The sequence below is a fragment of the Massilia sp. 01N410 genome (genome assembly GCF_056399665.1).
Genome location: NZ_JBFTRV010000019.1, coordinates 39697 through 59737, shown reverse-complemented (window position 1 = coordinate 59737; position 20041 = coordinate 39697). Strand labels below are relative to the sequence as shown.

Annotated in this window: 17 protein-coding genes; 11 read left to right on the top strand and 6 right to left on the bottom strand. The window is 69.2% G+C overall.

Going from position 1 to position 20041, the window contains the following annotated elements; translation table 11 throughout:
* Positions 1-120: 120 nt before the first annotated feature.
* The gene (locus tag AC1DOP_RS21790; RefSeq protein WP_477253313.1) at positions 121-1236 is read left to right on the top strand and encodes an alpha/beta fold hydrolase; all 1116 of its coding nucleotides are present in this window, start codon (positions 121-123) and stop codon (positions 1234-1236) included.
* Here the strand turns inward: AC1DOP_RS21790 and AC1DOP_RS21785 are convergent.
* Both AC1DOP_RS21785 and lldD read right to left on the bottom strand, forming a co-directional pair.
* The gene (locus AC1DOP_RS21785) at positions 1205-1948 is read right to left on the bottom strand and encodes a sulfite exporter TauE/SafE family protein (RefSeq protein ID WP_442123286.1); all 744 of its coding nucleotides are present in this window, start codon (positions 1946-1948) and stop codon (positions 1205-1207) included. The genes AC1DOP_RS21790 and AC1DOP_RS21785 overlap by 32 nt on opposite strands.
* Positions 1949-1963: 15 nt before the next feature.
* Positions 1964-3097 carry an FMN-dependent L-lactate dehydrogenase LldD gene (lldD, locus tag AC1DOP_RS21780; RefSeq protein WP_442123287.1) on the bottom strand — a complete coding sequence of 378 codons (1134 nt, stop codon included), beginning with the start codon at positions 3095-3097 and terminating at the stop codon, positions 1964-1966.
* A 147-nt stretch (positions 3098-3244) separates the two neighbouring features.
* On the opposite strand from lldD, the gene AC1DOP_RS21775 reads away from it, so the two are divergent.
* From AC1DOP_RS21775 to AC1DOP_RS21740, 8 genes are all read left to right on the top strand, one after another.
* Entirely contained in the window at positions 3245-3898 is a 654-nt protein-coding gene (locus AC1DOP_RS21775; protein WP_442123288.1) for a trimeric intracellular cation channel family protein, read from the top strand.
* A gap of 70 nt (positions 3899-3968) precedes the next feature.
* Complete coding sequence (locus AC1DOP_RS21770; protein WP_442123289.1) at positions 3969-4550, top strand: hypothetical protein; 582 nt, start codon at positions 3969-3971, stop codon at positions 4548-4550.
* A gap of 93 nt (positions 4551-4643) precedes the next feature.
* Positions 4644-6008 carry a TolC family protein gene (locus AC1DOP_RS21765; protein ID WP_477253309.1) on the top strand — a complete coding sequence of 455 codons (1365 nt, stop codon included), beginning with the start codon at positions 4644-4646 and terminating at the stop codon, positions 6006-6008.
* A complete protein-coding gene (locus AC1DOP_RS21760; protein ID WP_477253307.1) occupies positions 6005-7075 on the top strand; it encodes an efflux RND transporter periplasmic adaptor subunit in 1071 nt (356 codons plus the stop codon). The genes AC1DOP_RS21765 and AC1DOP_RS21760 overlap by 4 nt, the downstream gene beginning before the upstream one ends.
* Entirely contained in the window at positions 7072-10113 is a 3042-nt protein-coding gene (locus AC1DOP_RS21755; protein WP_442123292.1) for an efflux RND transporter permease subunit, read from the top strand. The genes AC1DOP_RS21760 and AC1DOP_RS21755 overlap by 4 nt, the downstream gene beginning before the upstream one ends.
* Complete coding sequence (locus AC1DOP_RS21750; RefSeq protein WP_477253304.1) at positions 10110-11099, top strand: YncE family protein; 990 nt, start codon at positions 10110-10112, stop codon at positions 11097-11099. Before AC1DOP_RS21755 ends, AC1DOP_RS21750 begins: the two co-directional genes overlap by 4 nt.
* Before the next feature lie 61 nt (positions 11100-11160).
* Positions 11161-11823 (top strand): response regulator, encoded by a 663-nt coding sequence (locus tag AC1DOP_RS21745; protein ID WP_477253302.1) that lies wholly within the window; start codon positions 11161-11163, stop codon positions 11821-11823.
* A gap of 18 nt (positions 11824-11841) precedes the next feature.
* Positions 11842-13170 (top strand): ATP-binding protein, encoded by a 1329-nt coding sequence (locus tag AC1DOP_RS21740; RefSeq protein WP_477253300.1) that lies wholly within the window; start codon positions 11842-11844, stop codon positions 13168-13170.
* On the opposite strand, the gene AC1DOP_RS21735 is transcribed toward AC1DOP_RS21740, so the two are convergent.
* Positions 13150-13788, bottom strand: coding sequence for a response regulator transcription factor (locus tag AC1DOP_RS21735; RefSeq protein ID WP_442123296.1), 639 nt, complete (start codon positions 13786-13788; stop codon positions 13150-13152). The genes AC1DOP_RS21740 and AC1DOP_RS21735 overlap by 21 nt on opposite strands.
* A gap of 117 nt (positions 13789-13905) precedes the next feature.
* Here AC1DOP_RS21735 and AC1DOP_RS21730 point away from each other — a divergent pair, with 117 nt between their 5' ends.
* Positions 13906-14361 (top strand): lipid-binding SYLF domain-containing protein, encoded by a 456-nt coding sequence (locus AC1DOP_RS21730; RefSeq protein ID WP_477253298.1) that lies wholly within the window; start codon positions 13906-13908, stop codon positions 14359-14361.
* 1 nt (position 14362) lies between these two features.
* On the opposite strand, the gene hpnD is transcribed toward AC1DOP_RS21730, so the two are convergent.
* Both hpnD and dxs read right to left on the bottom strand, forming a co-directional pair.
* The gene (gene hpnD / locus AC1DOP_RS21725; RefSeq protein WP_477253296.1) at positions 14363-15208 is read right to left on the bottom strand and encodes a presqualene diphosphate synthase HpnD; all 846 of its coding nucleotides are present in this window, start codon (positions 15206-15208) and stop codon (positions 14363-14365) included.
* Between the two features lie 11 nt (positions 15209-15219).
* Positions 15220-16983: a 1-deoxy-D-xylulose-5-phosphate synthase gene (gene dxs, locus AC1DOP_RS21720; RefSeq protein WP_442123299.1), complete on the bottom strand. Its 1764-nt coding sequence runs from the start codon at positions 16981-16983 to the stop codon at positions 15220-15222.
* A 152-nt stretch (positions 16984-17135) separates the two neighbouring features.
* On the opposite strand from dxs, the gene AC1DOP_RS21715 reads away from it, so the two are divergent.
* On the top strand, positions 17136-18533 hold the full coding sequence (locus tag AC1DOP_RS21715) for a nucleobase:cation symporter-2 family protein (RefSeq protein ID WP_477253294.1): 1398 nt from the start codon (positions 17136-17138) through the stop codon (positions 18531-18533).
* On the opposite strand, the gene AC1DOP_RS21710 is transcribed toward AC1DOP_RS21715, so the two are convergent.
* The gene (locus AC1DOP_RS21710) at positions 18523-19986 is read right to left on the bottom strand and encodes a DUF3943 domain-containing protein (protein WP_477253292.1); all 1464 of its coding nucleotides are present in this window, start codon (positions 19984-19986) and stop codon (positions 18523-18525) included. The two genes, AC1DOP_RS21715 and AC1DOP_RS21710, sit on opposite strands and share 11 nt — an antisense overlap.
* Between the last annotated feature and the right edge of the window lie 55 nt (positions 19987-20041).

Here is a 20041-nt window from a genome sequence, read left to right as displayed (position 1 = left end):
TGTCTTTGAAGCCAAACATTTGGCCGACCTCAAGCGCAAGCGTCATTCATCCGGACGCCGATTGGAAGGCCCGCAAGCATCGCGTACATTTGCACTCTTCCTGAATGAGACGAGGCTGTCATGTATCCGACCAACTGGAATTCCTTTGGCGCCATCGGTGCCATGGCCCTGAAGCAGATGGACCGCAGCCGCCAGGCGCGCGGCCAGATGCTTGAACGGGCCGGCTACGGCCCCAGGCCCACGCCGTCCACCATCCTGCACTCCGAGCCGGGCCTGAACCTGCGCCGCTACGGTCCGCATGCGGCCGAGGCTGCGCCGGTGCTGCTGGTGCCGGCGCCGATCAAGCGTTCCTATATCTGGGACCTGGCACCGGAGGTCAGCGTGGTGAAGCGCTGGCTGGAGCGCGGCTACCGGGTCTACCTGGCCGAGTGGCTCCCTCTCGACGACGACGCCACGGCGCAGGACTATGGCCTGGCCGACTACGCCGACCGCCTGCTGGGCGCCTGCCGCCAGGCGATCGCCGCCGATGGCGCCGAGGGCAAACCCGTAATTGCCGGCCACTCGCTCGGCGGCATCCTGGCCGCCGTCCACAGTTGCCTGTATCCGGACCAGTTGCGCGCCACCGTCCTGCTGGAGTCGCCGCTGCATTTCCAGCCGGCCTTCTGCTGCTTCAACAAGCTGGTGAAGGCGACGCCGGATGCGCGCCAGATCGCCGAGACCTTCGGCCACGTCCCCGGCGTCTTCCTGAACACGATGAGCGCCATGGCCGAGCCCCAGGCCTTCCAGTGGGAGCGCTTGCTGGATCGCTGGCTGTCGATGGCCGACCCGAAAGCCCTCGTCACCCATATGCAGGTGGAACGCTGGACCCATGACGAGTTCGCGCTGCCGGGCAGGCTGTTCGCCGAACTGGTCGAATCGCTCTACCGCCGGGATGCCCTGACCCAGGGCGAGCTGGACATCGGCGGCCGCCGCATCGGTCCGCGCGAGCTCAGCACGCCGCTGCTGAGCGTGATCGATCCGCGCAGCAAACTGATCCCGCCGGCGGCGGTGCTGCCCTTCCACGAGGCGGCTGCCAGCCCGCGCAAGCAGGTGCTGCACTACGAAGGCGATATCGGCGTCAACCTGCAGCACGTCGGCGTGCTGGTCGGCCGCAGCGCCCATGCGCGGATCTGGCCGGCGATCTTCACCTGGCTGGACCCGGACCTTACAAGGGCCGCAGGAACAGCCCGACCGTGAGGGCCACGCCGATGCAGACGATGGCGATACGCAGCGCCTTTTCGTTCACCCGCTGCAGCGCCCAGGTGCCCGCCAGTCCGCCGAGGATGGCACCGATCGCCAGCACGCCCGCCTGCAGCCAGTGCAGTTCCGGCGAGGTCAAAAACAGCGCCACCGCCGACGCATTCATCACGCCCGCCAGCACGTTCTTGGTGCCGCCGGCATTGCGGGCCGAAAGTCCCGCCATGGTCAGCGCCGCCATCATGAGGATGCCGATGCCGCCGCCGAAATAGCCGCCGTAGACCGCGATCAGGAATTGCGCGGCGCCGGTGGCGATGGGCCCCAAATGCGCCGCCTTTTCGGCGGACGCCTTGCGGAAGAAGCTGCCCCAGGTGAACACGGCGGTGGCGAACAGCACCAGCCAGGGCACCAGACGCGCGAACACCTTCGGCGAAGTATGCAGCAACAGCAATCCGCCTACCGCGCCGCCGAGGATGCTCAGCACGAACAGCGTGCGGAAGCGCAGCCCGGCCGCCCCGCTCACCAACCTGCGGCCGGCATAGCCCGCCGTGAGCTGGCCGGGGAACAGGGCGACCGTGGAAGTGATGTTGGCGGCCAGCGGCGACATCCCGGACAGGATCAGCGCCGGCAGGGTGACGAAGGAGCCGCCCCCGGCCAGGGTGTTCTGGACGCCGGCCCAGAGACCCGCGAAAAAGACCAGGAGCAGCAGCATGGCGGCGGCTCCCGTCTATGCGGCCAGCAGGTGGGGACCGATCTCGCTCACGCTCTTCACCCCGGTCAGGACCATGTTCGTCCGCAGGTCCTTTTCCATGATCGCCAGCAGTCGCTCGACCCCGGCCTGGCCCTGGGTCGCCAGCGCGTAGATGAAGGCGCGGCCGATCAGGACGCCGTCCGCGCCCAGCGCCAGCATGCGGAACACGTCGGTGCCGGTGCGCACGCCGCCGTCGGCGAAGATCGTCATCTTGTCCTTCACCGCGTCGGCGATCGCCGGCAGCACGCTGGCCGACGAGGGCGCGCCGTCGAGCTGGCGGCCGCCGTGGTTCGAGACCACGATGCCGTCGGCGCCGAAGGCCAGGGCGTCGCGCGCGTCTTCGACGTCCAGGATGCCCTTCAGGACCAGCTGGCCTTTCCACTCGTCGCGGATCCACTGCAGGTCCTGCCAGCTGATGCCCGGATCGAAATTGGAGCCGAGCCAGCCGATATAGTCTTCGAGCCCGGTCGCGTGGCCGCGGTAGGCCGAGATATTGCCGAGGTCGTGAGGGCGGCCGAACAGGCCCACGTCCCAGGCCCAGCGCGGGTGCAGCATCGCCTGCCACATGCGGCGGCGCGGTCCGGCGTCCCCGCTCATGCCGCTGTGGAGGTCGCGGTAGCGGTTGCCCGGCACCGGCATGTCGACGGTGAAGATCAGCGTCGTCGCGCCCAGCTCGCTGGCGCGGCGCATCACGTCGCGCATGAAACCGCGGTCCTTCAGTACGTACAGCTGGAACCAGATCGGCTTCGGCGCCTTGGCCGCCACCTCCGCCAGCGGGCACACCGACACCGTCGACTGGATGAAGGGGATGTTGAAGCGGCCGGCCGCCTGCGCCGCCTGCACTTCGCCGCGGCGCGCATACATGCCCGCCAGGCCGACCGGCGCCAGCGCGATCGGCAGCGCGTGGTCCTGGCCGAACCAGTGGGTCGTCAGGTCGAGCTGCTCGGAGCCGCGCAGCACACGCTGGCGCAGCTTCACGCGCTGCAGGTCGTCGACGTTGGCGCGCAGGGTCTGCTCGGCGCCGGCGCCGCCATCGAGGTAGTGGAACAGGAAGGGCGGCAGCTTGCGCCGCGCGGCTTCGCGGAAGTCGGTTGCGGATGAGATGATCATGGGTCGCGAAAGGCTGGTGGGTGCTTGTTCTTATCGTATTGTCCAGTGTACGACGAAATCATCCCGCATGGGCGGGCCGGGCGCTTGATTTCCCGGCTGCGATGCTATAGTGTTCGCCCCCTTTGACTGAACAGTAAAGACGTCCCGATGTTCCCCGCAGTTTCCCTCGACGTGGCGGCGGCCCTGAAAACGCTGGTGCTGACCCTCGACCTGGTCGGCACCTTCGTGTTCGCCCTGAGCGGCGCCACCGCCGGCGTCCGGCGCAGGCTGGACATCTTCGGGGTGCTGGTGCTGTCTTTCGTGGCCGCCAACTCGGGCGGCATCGTGCGCGACGTGCTGATCGGCGCCACACCGCCGGCCGCCTTCAGCGACTGGCGCTACCTGGTGGTGTCGGTGCTGGCCGGCCTGCTGATCTTCTTCTGGTATCCGAAGCTGCGTCACCTGAAAAGCCCGGTGATGGTGTTCGACGGCGCCGGCCTGGCACTGTTTTGCGTCGCCGGCGCCCAGAAGGCCCTGGTGTTCGGCCTCGAGCCGATGATGGCGGCCCTGCTCGGCATGCTGACCGGCGTCGGCGGCGGAGTCGCGCGCGACGTGCTTTTGTCGGAGGTGCCGGCCGTGCTGCGCGCCGAGGTGTACGCGGTGGCCGCCCTGGCTGGCGCCAGCGTGGTGGTGATCGGCCATGTGCTCGGGCTGCCGTCGGCGCCGATGGCCTGCGCCGGCGCCGCCCTGTGCTTCGGCCTGCGGATGGCGGCCATCCGCTACGACTGGCACTTGCCGGTGGCGCGCACGCCCGAAGATTGATTCAGCTCAGTTGCCCCGGAACATCGTTGACGCATGCTGAAGCCTTGTGTCAATACCGGGAGCGGCTGACATGAAGTTTGAAACCGTGGTTACAGTTCCATCCGCCGCCAGGCGGTCGCCGGCGAACCTTGCTTTCGCCGCCCTGCTGTTTTCCTTCCTCGGCTGGGCCATCCTCGAGCGCTGGAGCTTCGGCGCCCGCACCGGCCCCCTGCCCCACCTGATCAATACCCTGGCCTGTGCGCCGCTGCTGGCCTGCTCGCTGCGGCGCTTTCGCGCTGCCTGCCCGCCCCACATGCGGGCGCGGACGCGGCGCCGCGGTGGGATCAAAGCCGGCGGCCTGGCGCTGGCGGCCTTGTTCGGGCTCGGGGCCGTCTGCGGGACGGTGGCCGGCAGCGGTTCGATGACCCTGCTGGTCCTGCCGGCCCTGCTGTGCTGCTGCACGCCCTGGACCCGGCTGGGCGCCCACCAGCTGCACCTTTTCCTCTCCTTCCTGGCGGTGACGGCCGGCTCTACGCTGGCCCAGGCCCTGGCCGGCCAGCCGCTGCACCTAATGGCCGCCCTGCCCGCCGCATGGTGCCAGCTGGCGGCGGCCGCCCTGCTGTGCATCGGCCTGTGCGGCGACGAGCTGCTCAGGAAGAAAGGCGGACGCTGACGCGACCGGAAGGATCCACGCCGCGCTCCTTTAATAATCTGTTCATTGTTCGATCCGTAAGCTGGGCATCGATGCTATTCATGTCCAGTTACGATGGCCCAACGATTCGTTTCAACTATTCTTTGCCTGGCCCTGGCCGGCTGTGCGGACTACCGGCCGCTGCCCCTCGGACCGGTCCCGGAACTGCCCGGGAATCCGGGCCTGATCCAGGTCGACACGCACAGCCTGCCGTTTGCCGTATTGGCGGCGCACCCCTTCGACCCGCGCGACGGCCTCGATGAAATCGAGGTGGCCACGCTCGCGGTGGTCAACAATCCCGACCTGAAACTGGCGCGCGCCGATCTTGCGGTGTCGCGCGCACAGGCGTTCGCCGCCGGCCTGCTGCCCGATCCGCAGCTGGCGCTGGCCGGCGACCTGTCCAACAGTGCCGGCGGTCCCGGCGCCACGCGCGCCTTCAGCTTCGGCCTGAGCTATGACGTCGGCGCCCTGATCAGCCATGCCGCCGGCCAGCGCGCCGCCCAGGCCGAGGTGCGGAAGACCGATCTGGCGCTGCTGTGGCAGGAATGGCAGGTCGTTTCGCAAGCGCGCCTGGCCTTCGTTCGCCTGAGCCATGGCCGGCGCCTGCTGGCCGTGCTGGAGGAGAACCGCAAGCTGTTCGCCGACCGTGCCGCCCGTACCGAACAGGCGCAGCAGCGCGGCCTGCTCACCAGCGACGCTGTACTGCCCAATCTCACCGCACTGCAGGACATCGATAAGCAGATGTTCGACCTGCAGCGCCAGCTGAACCAGACCGCGCACGAGCTGAATACCTTGCTGGGGCTGGACGCCCGCTACGAACTGCGCCTGCAGGACGGCGCGCCGGACGCCTTCGCGGACGAGGATGCGGCGCAGGCCGCACTGGCCGAGCTGCCGCAGGGCCGTCCCGACCTGCGCGCCCTGGTGGCGGGCTACGCGGCCCAGGACCAGCGTTACCGCGCCGCGCTGCTGGCCCAGTTCCCTGCCCTGAACGTGGGCCTGACCCGCTCGCGCGACAACAGCAACGTCTATTCCAACAGCCTGGGCATCACACTGAGCTTGCCGCTGCTGAACCGCAACCGCGGCAACATCGCCATCGAACAGGCCACGCGCCAGAAGCTGCACGACGAGTACCAGGTACGCGTCCAGGCCGCGCGCAACGAGATCCGCGCCATCCTCGACCAGCAGCGCCTGGACCGCCGGCAGCTCGAATCCGTCGACGCCGCGCTGGCCCGGCTGGAGCCGCTTATCCGGAACAGCCAACTCGCCGGTCGCGCCGGCCTGGTCGATGCGCTCGCCTACGCGAATGCACGCGCGGCGCTGCTGGCCAAGGAGGCCGAGCGGATCGCCCTGCGGCAGCAGATCGCCGAACAGCGCGTCGCGCTGCAAACCCTGCTCGGGATCGCCCCCGATGCATCCACGTCAGGACATCAACAACAATGAAGACTTCCACTCTCGTCATCGGCACCCTGGCCGTGGCGCTGGGCGCGGGGGCCGCCTGGCACTGGCATGCCGGTGCCGCCGCGCCTGACACCGCGCCCGAAAAGGCGGCCGCCCCCAGCGTGCTGGTTCAATCGCAGGCGGTGGCCCAGAAGGCCCTGGCCAGGACCCTCGCCACCTTCGGCGAAATTGCCAGCGCCAAGCCGGAAACGCTCAGCTTTCCGCAAGCCGGCCAGCTGCTGCGCTTGCCCCTGGTGCTGGGTCAGCGCGTACGACGCGGCGATACGCTCGCGGTGATCGGCACCGATCCGAATGCCGTGGCCGCCTATACGCAGGCAAGCAATGCGGTCGGCTTCGCCCAGCGCGAACTGAAACGCCAGCAGGAACTGGCAGGCTTGCAGCTTGCGACGCAATCCCAGGTCGACGCGGCGCGCAAGCAGCTGGAGGACAGCCAGGCCGCGCTGGCGGCGCAGGCAAGGCTGGGCGGCGCCCACGCGACGCTGAGCTTGACGGCGCCGTTCGACGCCGTCGTAGCCGCGCTGCCGGCAGCCCAGGGCGACCGGCTCGCCGCCGGAGCAGCGGTCGTCCAGCTTGGTCCGACGGGCCACCCGCGCGCGCTGCTGGCGATCGAACCGGCGCGCAGCGCGGCCGTGAAGCCCGGCATGGCGGTGAACATCAAGCCGCTGCTGGACGGCGCCGTCCCGATCGCGGCGCGCATCGCCACGGTCGACGGCATCGTCGATCCGAAGACCCAGATGGTGACCGCGAACGTCGAGCTGTCGGCCAGCCAGGCCGCGGGCCTGGCGGTCGGCACGCGCGTGGAGGCGGCCATCACGCTCGGCGAGGACAATGCCTGGAGCGTCCCGCGCCAGGCGGTGCTGAGCGACGACCGGGGCAGCTATCTGTTCCAGGTCGCGAACGGCCATGCGCGCCGCGTCGCCGTGACGGTGGCGGGCGAGAACGGCCCGAGCTATGGCGTCGACGGCAGGCTCGATCCACAACTGCCGGTGGTCGTGCTCGGCAACTATGAGCTGCTGGACGGCATGCCGGTACGCGAGGGCGCGCGATGACGGTGGCCGGATGGACCCAGGCGCATCGGCGCTCGATCCTGTTCCTGCTCGCGATGCTGGCGCTGGCCGGCCTGGTCGCGGCGTTCCGGCTGCCGGTATCGCTGTTCCCGACCGTGGACTTCCCGCGCGTGGTGGTCTCGATCGATGCCGGCGACCAGCCGGCCGAGCAAATGGAAATGCTGGTCACCCGTCCGGTCGAGGAAGCGGTGCGCCGGGTGCCGGGGGTGCGCAACGTGCGCTCGACCACCAGCCGTGGCGCGGCCGAGGTCTCGATCAACTTCGACTGGGGCCTCGACATGGCGGCCGCGGCACTGCAGGTGAACGCCGCCATCGCCCAGGTCCAGGGCAGCTTGCCGCCGTCGGCCCAGGTGCTGGTGCGGCGCATGGACCCGACCGTGTTCCCGATCATCGCCTACAGCCTGGTCTCGCGGACGCTGTCGGCGACCGCGCTGCACGACCTGGCGCAATTCCAGCTGCGTCCCGCGCTGTCGAGCGTGGACGGCGTCGCCCGTGTGCAGGTGCAAGGCGGCGCGGTCGAGGAGTACCGGGTGACGGTCGATCCGGCTCGCCTGGCGGCGGTCGGCCTGGCGCTGGACGACGTCGCCAAGGCCGTATCGAGCGCCAACGTGATCAGCGCGGTGGGCCGCCTGGAAGACCACTACAAACTCTACCTCGCGGTGTCGGACACCCGCCTCGACTCACTGGCGCGGCTGCGCGCGCTGGTGCTGCGCAACCCCTCCGGCGCCCTGGTGCGGCTCACCGACGTCGCCAGCGTCGAGCTTGGGGCGGCCCCGAACTGGACCCGCGTCACCGCCGACGGCCGCGACGCCGTGCTGTTCTCCGTCTACCAGCAGCCCGGCAGCAACAGCGTGCAGATCGCGAAAGACATCAAGTCCCGGCTGGACGGCTTGCGCGCCCAGCTGCCGAAAGGTGTGCAGATCGCCAGCTGGTACGACCAGAGCGAGCTGGTGACGGCGTCGGCCTCCAGCGTGCGCGATGCCGTCCTGATCGGCATCGGCCTGTCGGCGGCGGTGCTGCTGCTGTTCCTGCGCAACCTGAAGGTCACGCTGATCGCGATCGTCGTCGTACCCGCCGTGCTGGCCAGCACCGTGGTGCTGCTCTACGTACTGGGCATGAGCTTCAACATCATGACCCTCGGCGGCATGGCGGCGGCCGTCGGCCTGATCATCGACGATGCGATCGTGATGATCGAGCACATCATGCGGCGCCTGCAGGGCGGCGACGGCGAGGTGCACAAGCGCGTGATGGCCGCCGCCCTCGAGTTCCTGCGCCCGCTGGCCGGCTCCAGCGCCTCGACCCTGGTGATCTTCGTGCCGCTGGCTTTCCTGAGCGGCGTGACCGGCGCCTTCTTCAAGGCCCTCTCGCTGACGATGGCGGCGGCGCTGTTCATCTCCTTCCTCATCAGCTGGCTGGCGGTGCCGCTGCTGGCCGACCACTTCCTGAACGCGCGCGACGCCGAGCACGCGCCCGATTCGCGCCTGGTGCGCTGGCTGCACGCGCGCTACCGGCGCATCTTCGGCGCACTGCTGGCGCGCCCCTGGCTGGTGCTGGTGGGCGTGGCCCCGCTGCTGCTGGCCGGCTTCTTCGCTTACCGCGCGGTCGGCTCCGGCTTCATGCCGGCGATGGACGAAGGCGGCTTCGTGCTCGACTACCGCACCGCGCCCGGCACCGCGCTCACCGAAACCGACCGCCTGCTGCGCCAGGTCGAAGGCATCGTACGCGCCACGCCCGATGTCGCCAGCTATTCGCGCCGTACCGGCGCCGGCCTGGGCGGCAGCATCAACGAGGCCAACGAGGGCGACTTCTTCATCCGCCTCAAGCCCTCGGGACGGCGCCCGGTCGACCAGGTCATGGACGACATCCGCGGCCGCATCGAGCACCAGGTGCCGGGCATCGAGGTCGAGATGGCCCAGCTCATGGAAGACCTGATCGGCGACCTGACCGCGGTGCCGCAACCGGTCGAGATCAAGATCTTCGGCGACCGTCCTGACGCCCTCGCTGCAAGCGCGCGCGCGGTGGCGGAACGCCTCGGCAAGATCGATGGCGTGGTCGACGTCAAGAACGGCATCAACCCGGCCGGCGACGCCATGGATATCCGCGTCGATCCGGCCAGGGCCGCGCTCGAAGGCATGGATGCCGATGCGATCACCCGCTACGTCGGCAGCGTGATGAGCGGCACGGTCGCGACCCGGGTGCCGGGCGGCGTCAAGATGGTCGATGTGCGTGTCTGGGTGCCGCGGAACCTGCGCGCCACCGAGACCGACCTGCGCCAGCTGCGCGTGGTGGCGCCGGATGGGCACGTATTCCCGCTGCAGCGCGTGGCCGAGATCCATGCGCTCACCGGCCAGCCCCAGATCACGCGTGAAAACCTCAAGCGCATGGTGGCCGTCACGGCTCGCATCAGCGGGCGCGACCTCGGCTCGGTGATCGCCGACGTCCGCACGATGATGGCCCGGCCGGGTGCGCTGCCTTCCGCCAGCTATTACCAGCTGGGCGGGCTGTACGAGCAGCAGCAGATCGCCTTCCACGGCCTGATGGCGGTGTTTGCCGCCGCCAGCGCCCTGGTATTCCTGCTGCTGCTGTTCATGTACGAGAGCTTCCGCCTGGCCTTGTCGATCCTCGTTACGGCTTTGCTGGCGGTGTCGGCGGTGTTCATCGGCCTGTGGCTGACGAAGATCGAGCTGAACATCTCGGCCATGATGGGCATGACCATGATCATCGGCATGGCCACCGAGGTCGCGATCTTCTACTACTCGGAGCAGCAGGAACTCGCGCTTGACCGTCCGCGCGAACAGGCCTTGCTGGAGGCGGGGCTGAACCGCATGCGGCCGATCGCGATGACGACCCTGGCCGCCATCCTGACGCTGCTGCCGCTGGCCTTCGCGCTCGGGCGCGGCTCCGAGATGCAGCAGCCGCTGGCGATCGCCATCATTTCCGGGCTGGTCGTGCAGCTGCCGCTGGTGCTGCTGCTGATGCCGGTCCTGTTCAACGTTGTTCATCCCAAGGAGAAACCGTGAAAACCGTCCTGACCAAGCCCTTCCTCGCCGTCGCCACCTTGCTGGCCTGCCTGCCATCGGCAGCCCCGCTTGCCGCCGCCGCCGAAGCCGCCCGCTACGCCGTGCAGCAGCGCTGGGACCTCGGTCCCGCCACGCGCTGGGACTATCTCGCCCTCGATCCGCAGCGCGAACGCCTGTTCGTCACGCGCGGCGACCACGTGCAGGTGCTCGACGCCGGGACCGGCAAGCCGGTCGGCGAGATCGCAGGCACGGCCGGCGTGCACGACGTGGCCTTCGCACAGGACCTGAAGCTCGGCTTCACCAGCAACGGCCGCGCCAACAGCGTCACGGTGTTCGACCTCGACACCCTGCAGGTCAAGCGCGAGCTCCCGGTGAAGGGCGCGAACCCGGACGCCATCCTCTACGATCCCGCCACCCGCAAGCTGTACACCTTCAACGGCAAGAGCCAGGACGTGAGCGTGTTCGACGCCGCCAGCGGCAAGCCGCTTGCCACTATCGCGGTCGGCGGCAAGCCGGAGTTCGCCGCCACCGACGGCAAGCGCGTCTACGTCAACATCGAGGACAGGAACGAGATCGTTGCGATCGACGCCGGGACCGATCGCGTACTGGCGCACTGGCCGCTGGCCGGCTGCGAGGAACCGAGCGGGCTGGCGCTGGATACCACCCATGCCCGCCTGTTCTCGGTGTGCGGCAACCGCACGATGATGGTCACCGACAGCGCCAGCGGCAAGGTGGTGGCGCGCGTCGCGATCGGCGACCATCCGGACGCCGCCTACTACGATGCCGGCAGCGCCACCGTGTTTTCCTCGAACGGCGCGGGCACGCTGAGCGTGGTGCGCCAGCTGGACGCCGACCATTATGCGCCGGCGGTCGAGGTGCCGACCCTGAAGGGCGCCCGCACGATGGCCTTCGATCCGGCAAGCCGCAAGGTATTCCTGCCGACCGCGGTCGACAAGACCTTCACGATGGTCGTGGTCGGCCCGTGAGGGCGCGGTTTGCGGTAAGCTGGCGGCGCGATTTTCAACGTATCTAAGTAAAGGGGTTTCCATGCGCCTGCTGCTGATCGAGGACGACCCGATGATCGGCGACAGCATCGCCGAAGGCCTGCGCGGCGAACGCTATGCGCTCGACTGGGTACAGGACAGCCAGGCCGCGCTGCTGGCGCTGGTGACGGACGTCTACGACCTGCTGCTGCTCGATCTCGGCCTCCCGGGCCGCGACGGTCTCGAGGTGCTGCGCCAGTACCGCAGCCGTGGCGGCCAGACGCCGGTACTGATCATCACCGCGCGCGACAGCACCGCCGACCGCGTACAGGGGCTGGATGGCGGCGCCGACGACTACCTGGTCAAGCCCTTCGACCTGGAAGAGCTGTTCGCGAGAGTGCGCGCCCTGCTCCGGCGCGGCGCCGGCCGCACCCAGCCCGACATCGTGCATCGCGGCGTGATCCTGCGCATGACCGCCCACGAAGCCCTGCTCGACGGACAGCCGCTGCCGCTGTCGGCACGCGAATTCGCCCTCCTCGCGGCGCTGCTCGACCCGCCCGGGCGCGTGATGTCGAAGGCACTGCTCGAACAGAAGCTCTACGGCTGGAACGAGGAAGTCGAAAGCAATACCGTGGACGTCTACGTGCACCGCCTGCGCAAGAAACTCGGCGCGGACTTCATCAAGAATGTGCGCGGCGTCGGCTATCTGGCGCCGCTGGCCTCATGATCACCCGATGAGGACCGCATGAGGACAATCCGCAGCCAACTGCTGCTCGGCCTGGTGGGCGGGACCCTGGCCTGCACCGTCCTTGCGGGCGGCGCCATCTACTTCAAGGTCCTGGAGGAATCCAACGAGCTGTTCGACTACCAGCTGCGCCAGATGGCGACGACCTTGCCGACCACCCAGGCGGCGTCGCCGGCGCGGCGCCAGCACGGCGACCCCGAGGAAGAAGTGGTCATCCAGGTCTGGGACCGCAACGGCCGGCTCAAATACATCTCCACCGCCGAGCATGGCCTGCCGGCGGCGGCGCGGCCCGGCTATTCGACGCTGGCCGGCGGCGACGACAGATGGCGGGTGTATCTTGCCGAGCGGGAAGGCGACCGGGTACAGGTGGCGCAATCCGTGTCCGCGCGTGAGGAACTGGCGGCGCGCCTTGCCTTGCGCTCGCTGCTCCCCTTCCTCGCCATGCTGCCGATCCTGGGGGTGCTGATCTATGCCGTCGTCGGGCGCAGCCTGAAGCCCTTGAACCGGCTCGCGCAGGCGCTGGGCCGCCGTTCGCCGAGCGACCTCCAGCCGCTTGCGGAGCGCGACCAGCCGCCCGAACTGAAGCCCGTCGTGGCGGCGATGGACGACCTCCTGCTGCGCCTCGACCATGCATTGCACAGCCAGCGCGCCTTCGTGGCGGACGCGGCGCATGAACTGCGTTCGCCGCTGACCGCCCTGCAGCTGCAGTTGCAGCTGGCGGAGCGCGCCACCGACGGCGCGCAGCGCACAGTCGCCTTCACCAAGCTGCACCAGCGCCTCGATCGTGCAATCCGCCTGGTCCAGCAGCTGCTCACCGCCGCCAGGCAGGAAGGCGGCACGGCCGACGCGGCCCCGGCGCCGGTCGATCTGCTCGAGCTGGCGCGCGCCTGCATCGGCGAGCGCTACGACCAGGCCAGCGCCAGGCGCATCGACCTGGGCATCGTCGAGAGCGAAACGGACCCCGGCGGACCTTCCCTGTCCGGTAACGCCGACAGCCTGCATATCCTGATCGGCAACCTGCTCGACAATGCCTTGCGCTATACACCCTCCGGTGGCCGGGTCGACGTCACCGTCGCCCATACCGGCCAGGAGGTCTTGCTGCAGGTTGCCGACGACGGGATCGGCATCCCGCCGGCGGAGCGTGAAAGGGTATTCGACCGTTTCTACCGGGGCGCGGGCCATGCCGAATGGGGGAGCGGGCTGGGTTTGTCGATCGTGCGCAGCGTGGCCAACGCGCATGGTGCCACGGTCACGCTCGGCGATGGGCCGACCGGACGGGGGTTGCTGGTGACCGTGCGGTTCAGGATCTCAGGCACCCTCGTTCGCTGAGTGCAGGTCGGCATACTGGGCGCCGAACACGGCGCCCGCATCCAGCTCCAGCATCTCGCGCACCAGTTGGGCGAGCGAGCCCGCCCCCATCTTCTCCATCGCCCGCGCCCGGTGCACCTTGATCGTCTTTTCCGCGATGCCGAGGTCCGACGCGATCTGCTTGTTCAGGCGCCCGGCCACCACCTGCCGCAGCACCTGGCACTCGCGCCGCGTCAGCGAGTCGAGCCGGGCGCGGATGCGCGCCAGTTCGTACCGCACCGCGCGCTCGCGTGCGTCCCTTTCCAGTGCGCGCCGGACCGCGCCGAGCAGCTCCCCGGCTTCGCAGGGCTTGGTCAGGAAATCGACGGCGCCGGCCTTCATCGCGCGCACGCCCTGGCCGACGTCGCCGTCGCCGCTGACGAAGACCACCGCGCGCTCCAGCGCCAGGCCGTCCAGGCCGGGCATGCCGATGTCCACGACCGCGCAGCCGGCCGCCTGCGGATCGTGGGCGCTCAGGAAGGCGGCGGACGTTGCGAACTCGCGCGCAGCAAGACCTTCGGCCCGCAGCAGGCTCGACATGCCTTGCAGGGCACCGCGGTCCCGGTCGACCAGATAGATGAGCGGTACGGACCCGTCCATATTTTCTCCCATAGCGCTGTACTCATGATAGCCACAGATGGCCGAAAGTCCAATTGCGCGGCGGTGCGAGATGCCCTCAGACTGTCGCCACTTCCGGGCAAGCATTGCGAGGTCATCATGTTCAAGATGCGCGATCCCGGCATGAGCTGGTTCCGCGACCACGTGGGCGAGGCCAAGGCGGTCATGATCGGTCCGCGGATACTGCAGGCCGGCCTGATCGTCGGCGGCTCGGCCGGCTCGGCGCTGGTGATCGCCCATAACCGCAGCGGCACGGGCTGGAACGGTCCCGCCTTCTACCGGATGGCGACGGGCAGCCTCGGCCTGCAGGCCGGCGCCCAGGAAACCGAAATGGTGGCGCTGATCATGACGGACAAGGCGCTGAACTCCCTGCTCTCGACCTCGTTCAAGATCGGCGGCGACGTCAGCGTCGCGGCCGGGCCGATCGGGGTCGGCACCGCCGACTACGGCCGGGCCGCGACGCCGGTCGACATCCTCGTCACGCACAGCGTCAGCAATCCCTACGGCGCTTCGCTGGTGCGGATGGTTTCGCACGCGGTCGCAGAGGGGCGCTGACTCAGACGACCGCATGCCGCAGCAGGATGCCGATACGTTCGAGCTTTCCGATCCGCACCGGCTCGCGCGGACTGTCCCAGCCGCGCGCCAGCAGCCGCGCCAGCAGCGCCTGGTAGATGGCGCCCATCAGGCGCGGCGCCCGCGAACAGGCACCAGGGTGGCGGCGCAGCACCTGCCGGGCGGCGCCGTAATGTCCGCAGGCCTGGGCCGCCAGCCCGGTGCAGGCCGCCGCCAATCCCGGATGGGCCGCGATCGCACCGGCCCCCCAGGCGCAGGTGATGTCGCCGATGCCGGCGTCTTCCAGCAGCTCGCGCGGCAGGTAGGCGCGGCCGATGGCGGCATCCTCGTCGATGTCGCGCAGGATGTTGGTCAGCTGCAGTGCGCGGCCGAGGTGGTGGGCCAGCAGGATGCCGTCGCCGGGCGGCAGGCCGAACACCCGCACCGACAGCCGCCCGACGGCGCTGGCGACGCGATCGCAATACAGGTCGAGGATGGCGGCCGGCGGCGCGCAGATCGGGCTTGGCTGGGCATCCATCAGCATGCCGTCGATGATGGCGTGGAAGTCCTCGCGCGCCAGCCCGTAACGCCGGATGTGGCGCGTCAGCGACGCCAGCGGCGCCGGCCCGGTGCCCAGGAAGCAGGCGTCGACATCCTCGCGCCAGCGCTCCAGCGCCACGCATTTCTCCCGCGGCGCGCCATCGCCGTCGGCGACGTCGTCCACGGCGCGGCAAAAGCCGTAGATGTCCTGCATGGCGGCGCGCTGCGCGGCGGGCAGGATCCGCATCGCCATCGAGAAGGAGCTGGCGGCCGGCTGCACCGGCAGGCTGGCAGTGGCATCGGGGAGCATCGCGGTTTGCCTCAGTCAGCGTTCACCACAAGCCGCGATTCCGTGATGCCGAACCGCTGCCGGATCGCTGCGGCGATGCCGCCGGCGTCCAGTCCCACGGCAGCCAGCAGCTGGGCCGGGTCGCCATGCTCGATGAAGGCGTCGGGCAGGCCGAGGATCAGCAGGGGCTTGGCGATGCCGGCCGCTGCCAGAGTTTCCGCCACCGCCGATCCGGCCCCGCCCATGGCCGCGCCCTCTTCCACCGTCACCAGCTGTTCGTGCTCGCGCGCCAGGCGCAGGAGCAGGTCGACGTCGAGCGGCTTCACGAAGCGCATGTTCGCCACCGTCGCACCGAGCTCGGTGCCGGCAGCCAGGCTGGGCGCCAGCATCGAGCCGAAAGCCAGGATGGCGGTATCGCGTCCGCGCCGCCGGAGTTCGGCCTGGCCGATCGGGATCTCCTCCAGTTCCGCCCCCGCCCCGACACCGGTGCCGCTGCCGCGCGGATAACGCACCGCGGCCGGTCCGGGATGCCGATAGGCGGTGGTCAGCATGCGCCGACATTCGCCTTCGTCCGAGGCGGCCATCAGCACCATGTTCGGGATGCAGCGCAGGAAGGCCATGTCGTAGTTGCCGGCATGGGTGGCGCCGTCCGCACCGACCAGGCCGGCGCGGTCGATGGCGAAGGTCACGTCCAGGTTCTGCAGCGCGACGTCGTGGATCAACTGGTCGTAGGCACGCTGGAGAAACGTGGAGTAGATCGCGACCACCGGCTTCATCCCCTCGGTGGCGAGGCCGGCGGCAAAGGTCACGGCATGCTGTTCGGCGATGCCGACGTCGACATAGCGCTCCGGAAACAACTGCTCGAAGCGCACCATGCCGGAACCCTCGCGCATCGCCGGCGTGATGCCGACCAGGCGTGGATCCAGCGCCGCCATATCGCACAGCCAGTCGCCGAAGACCTCGGTATAGGTCGGTTTGGCGCGCACCGGCGCGGGCAGCCCCAGTCCCGGATCGAACTTGCCGGTGCCGTGGTAGAGGGTGGGCGCGTCCGCGGCCGGTGCATAGCCCTTGCCCTTGCGGGTCAGCACGTGCAGGAATTGCGGTCCCTTGCGCCGCCCGGCGGCCTCGAGGGCGGGGATCAGGGCATCGAGATCGTGGCCGTCCACCGGCCCGGCGTACCCGAACCCGAAATCCTCGAACAGGGCCGGCCGCGACCGTGCCGGATCCAGGGCGCGGCTCAAGCCGCCTACCGAGGGCGAAATCGACATGCCGTTGTCGTTCAGGATCACCAGCAGGCGCAGGTCGGGGTCGTGGCCGGCGTTGTTCAGGGCTTCATAGGCCATGCCCGCGCTCATGGCGCCGTCGCCGCAGACGGCCACCGTGAGCCAATCCTCACCGGCCAGCTTCGCGGCCTCGGCCATGCCGAGGGCGGCCGAGATCGCCGTCGACGAATGGGCGGTGCCGAAGGTGTCGTAGATGCTTTCGCAGCGCCGGGGAAAGCTGGAGATGCCGCCGAACTGGCGCAGCGTGTGCATACGGCCGCGGCGGCCGGTCAGCACCTTGTGGCCGTAGGACTGGTGGCCGACGTCCCACACCAGGCGGTCGCGCGGGGTGTCGAACACGTAGTGCAGCGCGATCGTCAGTTCGACCGAGCCCAGGTTGGACGACAGGTGGCCGCCGGTGCGCGACACCGATTCGAGCAGGAACTGGCGCAATTGGCGGGCCAGGGGCGCGAGCCGGGACCGCGGCAGCCTGCGCAGCTCGGCCGGATCATTGATGGCATCAAGCAAGTTCATGCGTCATCCTCCATGTCGGCGGACCGGCAGGCAGATAATTCTAGAACATCCAGCACTTCCGTTCAGGAGCACGCGGCAAGCGTGCGCTGGCCCCGGTTGGAGAAATGGTTCAGGCGAAAGTGTAGAATCCGCTTTTTGCCCAGCCCGCGCCCATGACCACACGACCGCCGCTCCACGCCACGCATCCACATCCCACCCCTGACCTGGTCCTCGGACTCGAAGACAAGCCACGCGCCATGGTCGGCATCCTCGCCGCCCTCCAGCACCTGCTGGCGATCATCGTCCCCATCGTCACCCCCGGCCTCCTGATCTGCCAGTCTCTGGGCGTGTCGGCGCGCGACACCAACCTGATCGTCTCGATGTCGCTGGTGGTGTCCGGCATCGCCACCTTCGTCCAGTGCCGCCGCTTCGGCCCCTTCGGCGCCGGACTCCTGATCGTGCAGGGCACCAGCTTCAACTTCGTCGGCCCGCTGATCGCCGGAGGCACCCTGATGGTCAAGCAAGGCACGCCGGTCGAAGCCGTGATGGCGGCGATCTTCGGCGTGGTGGTGGCCGGCTCCTTCATCGAAATGGGCGTGTCGCGCATCCTGCCCTTCATCCGCCGCATGATCACGCCGCTGGTCACCGGCATCGTGGTGCTGATGATCGGCCTCACCCTGATCAAGGTCGGCCTGATCAGCATGGGCGGCGGCTTCGCGGCGATGTCGAACGGAACCTTCGCCAACGGCGAGAACCTGCTGCTGTCCGGCGTGGTCCTGGCCATCATCGTGGTCCTCAACCGTATTCCGGTGGTGTGGATGCGCAGCGGCGCCATCATCATCGCGCTGGCGGTCGGCTATCTTCTGGCCGGCTCGCTGGGACGCCTGGACTTCACCGGCATGCACCAGGCGGCCTGGTTCCAGGTGCCGCGGCCCCTGCACTTCGGCCTGAGCTTCTCGTGGTCGCTGTTCATCCCGATGATCGTGATCTACCTGGTCACCTCGCTCGAAGCGATCGGCGACGTCACCGCAACCAGCAAGGTCTCGCGCGAACCGGTCGAAGGCGAGACCTGGATGCGCCGCATAAAGGGCGGCGTGCTGGTGAACGGCGCCAACTCCCTGCTGGCGGGCCTGTTGAACACCTTCCCCAGCTCGATCTTCGCCCAGAACAATGGCGTGATCCAGCTGACCGGCATCGCCAGCCGCCACGTCGGCATGTGGATCGCCCTGTTCCTCGTCGTGCTCGGCTTGTTCCCCAGCGTCGCCGGCGTGATCCAGGCGGTGCCGGAACCGGTGCTGGGCGGCGCGGCGATGGTGATGTTCGGCGCGGTGGCCGCGGCCGGCATCAACATCCTGGCCAGCGTGCACCTGGACCGCCGCGCCCTGCTGATCATCGCCGTGTCGCTGGCGCTGGGCCTGGGCGTGTCCCAGGTGCCGGAATTCCTCGCCCACATGCCCTCGGCCCTGCGCCAGGTGCTGGAGTCGGGCGTGGCGACCGGCGGCATCTGCGCGGTGCTGATGAACTGGTTCCTGCCGGCCAGTCACGTCGAACTCGACGGCCTCACCAGCTGACGGCGCCCATGCGGCGCCCCGGTATCCAGGTGTAGTACAGGCCAACCGAGTCGTAGCGCTGCTGCCGCTCCGCCACGTTCGGGAAGGAGAACTTGCGGCGCGAGGTCAGGTACTTGAGCGTGAGCGCATGCGGTCCCGAGATCCGGTAGGTCAGCGCAGCGTCGCCGCGCAGCACGCGGTCGCTGCCGCCGGTATCCGGGCTGGTGATCTTGCCGTCGACGAAGGCGCTCGAATTCAGGTCCAGCGAGAAGCGCTCGCCGCCGATCAGGCGCAGGCCCAGATTGGTCTGGGGCGCGACGCCGTAGTGGTACTGGCCGCTCGAGCTGGCGCGGATGGTGCCGGTGGCGGTGTAGCCGACGCCGGCCGAGAAGTGGCCCTGCAGCGCCAGGCGGTCGGTCAGCCACAGCTGGGCATTGCTGCCCAGCGTGACCCCGGTGCTGGCGATCCGGAACAGCTGCGGCGACAGGTAATCGTAACTGCCGTAGATGCCGGCGACGCCGCGCAGGATCGAGCCGGACGCATACGGCGCGCCGAACAGCAGGCCGCGCGAGCTCAGGCTTTCGACGCCGTTCACGTTCGAGACGCGGGCCCGGAACAGGAAGTAGTCGAAGGGCTTGTGCCAGGTGTAGCCGTCCTTGCCGGGCAGGCCGTATTCGAGCGCGAAGTCGGCCGCCACCTCCCGGCGCTTGGTCGCCAGCGAGGGGCCGACGTTGCTGCTGGTCGGACTGCTGGCGCCCAGCTGCAGGCGGCCGTAGGTGGCCGGGACGGCGCCGGCCCACAACGCCGCGGCGCGCCGTGCGCGGCCGCTCTGGCGGTTGTAGCCCAGCGCCGGCGACACCACGGCGGCGCCGGTCTCGCGCAGCAGCGGCGCCGAACCGTCGCCGCGGTCCAGCACCAGGTTCGCCATCCGGTACAGGGCTTCGCCGAGGAAGCTGCCGCCGAAACTGGTGGTGATCTGGTCGTTGCGGGACGGCTGCGTGGTCTCGCCGGCGATTTCCCACACGGCGCTGCCGCCGAAGGCGTAGCCGAGCGATTCCCAGAAGGTCAGACCGTTGCTGCGCGCGATGTTGAAGTAGACCGAACCCTGGTAAGGGTGGCCCAACTGGTTGATCTCGAAGGGATCGCGGTCCTCGACCCAGCTGCCGTGCAGGTTGCGGCGGATCGAGCCGACGCTGACGCCGTAATCGTCCGGCTTCACGAAGGCATGGTCGATCCGGTTCAGGGCGACCTGGAAGGCGAGGATTTCCAGCGCCGCCGCGCCATAGCTCTTGTAGGGGCGCGGGTCGACCTCCGGCGGATGCTGGATGGTGGCCGGCTTCGGCACCGCGAGCGGATCGGCGGACGGATCGGCCGGCGCGACCAGCTGGGCCCGGGCGCTGCCGGTGGCCAGTGCCAGCAGCAGCAGTGCCTGGGCACGGCCGCGCGGCCGGCAGGATGTGGCGGATGCGTTCATTTCCCTCCAAATACGGTACCATGCAATATATTGATATAAATATAACGTTTTCAGG

Coding starts and splice junctions, on each gene's coding strand:
- AC1DOP_RS21790 (WP_477253313.1), top strand. CDS start 121: ATGTATCCGACCAACTGGAATTCCTTTGGCGCCATCGGTGCCATGGCC.
- AC1DOP_RS21785 (WP_442123286.1), bottom strand. CDS start 1,948: ATGCTGCTGCTCCTGGTCTTTTTCGCGGGTCTCTGGGCCGGCGTCCAG.
- lldD (WP_442123287.1), bottom strand. CDS start 3,097: ATGATCATCTCATCCGCAACCGACTTCCGCGAAGCCGCGCGGCGCAAG.
- AC1DOP_RS21775 (WP_442123288.1), top strand. CDS start 3,245: ATGTTCCCCGCAGTTTCCCTCGACGTGGCGGCGGCCCTGAAAACGCTG.
- AC1DOP_RS21770 (WP_442123289.1), top strand. CDS start 3,969: ATGAAGTTTGAAACCGTGGTTACAGTTCCATCCGCCGCCAGGCGGTCG.
- AC1DOP_RS21765 (WP_477253309.1), top strand. CDS start 4,644: ATGGCCCAACGATTCGTTTCAACTATTCTTTGCCTGGCCCTGGCCGGC.
- AC1DOP_RS21760 (WP_477253307.1), top strand. CDS start 6,005: ATGAAGACTTCCACTCTCGTCATCGGCACCCTGGCCGTGGCGCTGGGC.
- AC1DOP_RS21755 (WP_442123292.1), top strand. CDS start 7,072: ATGACGGTGGCCGGATGGACCCAGGCGCATCGGCGCTCGATCCTGTTC.
- AC1DOP_RS21745 (WP_477253302.1), top strand. CDS start 11,161: ATGCGCCTGCTGCTGATCGAGGACGACCCGATGATCGGCGACAGCATC.
- AC1DOP_RS21740 (WP_477253300.1), top strand. CDS start 11,842: ATGAGGACAATCCGCAGCCAACTGCTGCTCGGCCTGGTGGGCGGGACC.
- AC1DOP_RS21735 (WP_442123296.1), bottom strand. CDS start 13,788: ATGGACGGGTCCGTACCGCTCATCTATCTGGTCGACCGGGACCGCGGT.
- AC1DOP_RS21730 (WP_477253298.1), top strand. CDS start 13,906: ATGTTCAAGATGCGCGATCCCGGCATGAGCTGGTTCCGCGACCACGTG.
- hpnD (WP_477253296.1), bottom strand. CDS start 15,208: ATGCTCCCCGATGCCACTGCCAGCCTGCCGGTGCAGCCGGCCGCCAGC.
- dxs (WP_442123299.1), bottom strand. CDS start 16,983: ATGAACTTGCTTGATGCCATCAATGATCCGGCCGAGCTGCGCAGGCTG.
- AC1DOP_RS21715 (WP_477253294.1), top strand. CDS start 17,136: ATGACCACACGACCGCCGCTCCACGCCACGCATCCACATCCCACCCCT.
- AC1DOP_RS21710 (WP_477253292.1), bottom strand. CDS start 19,986: ATGAACGCATCCGCCACATCCTGCCGGCCGCGCGGCCGTGCCCAGGCA.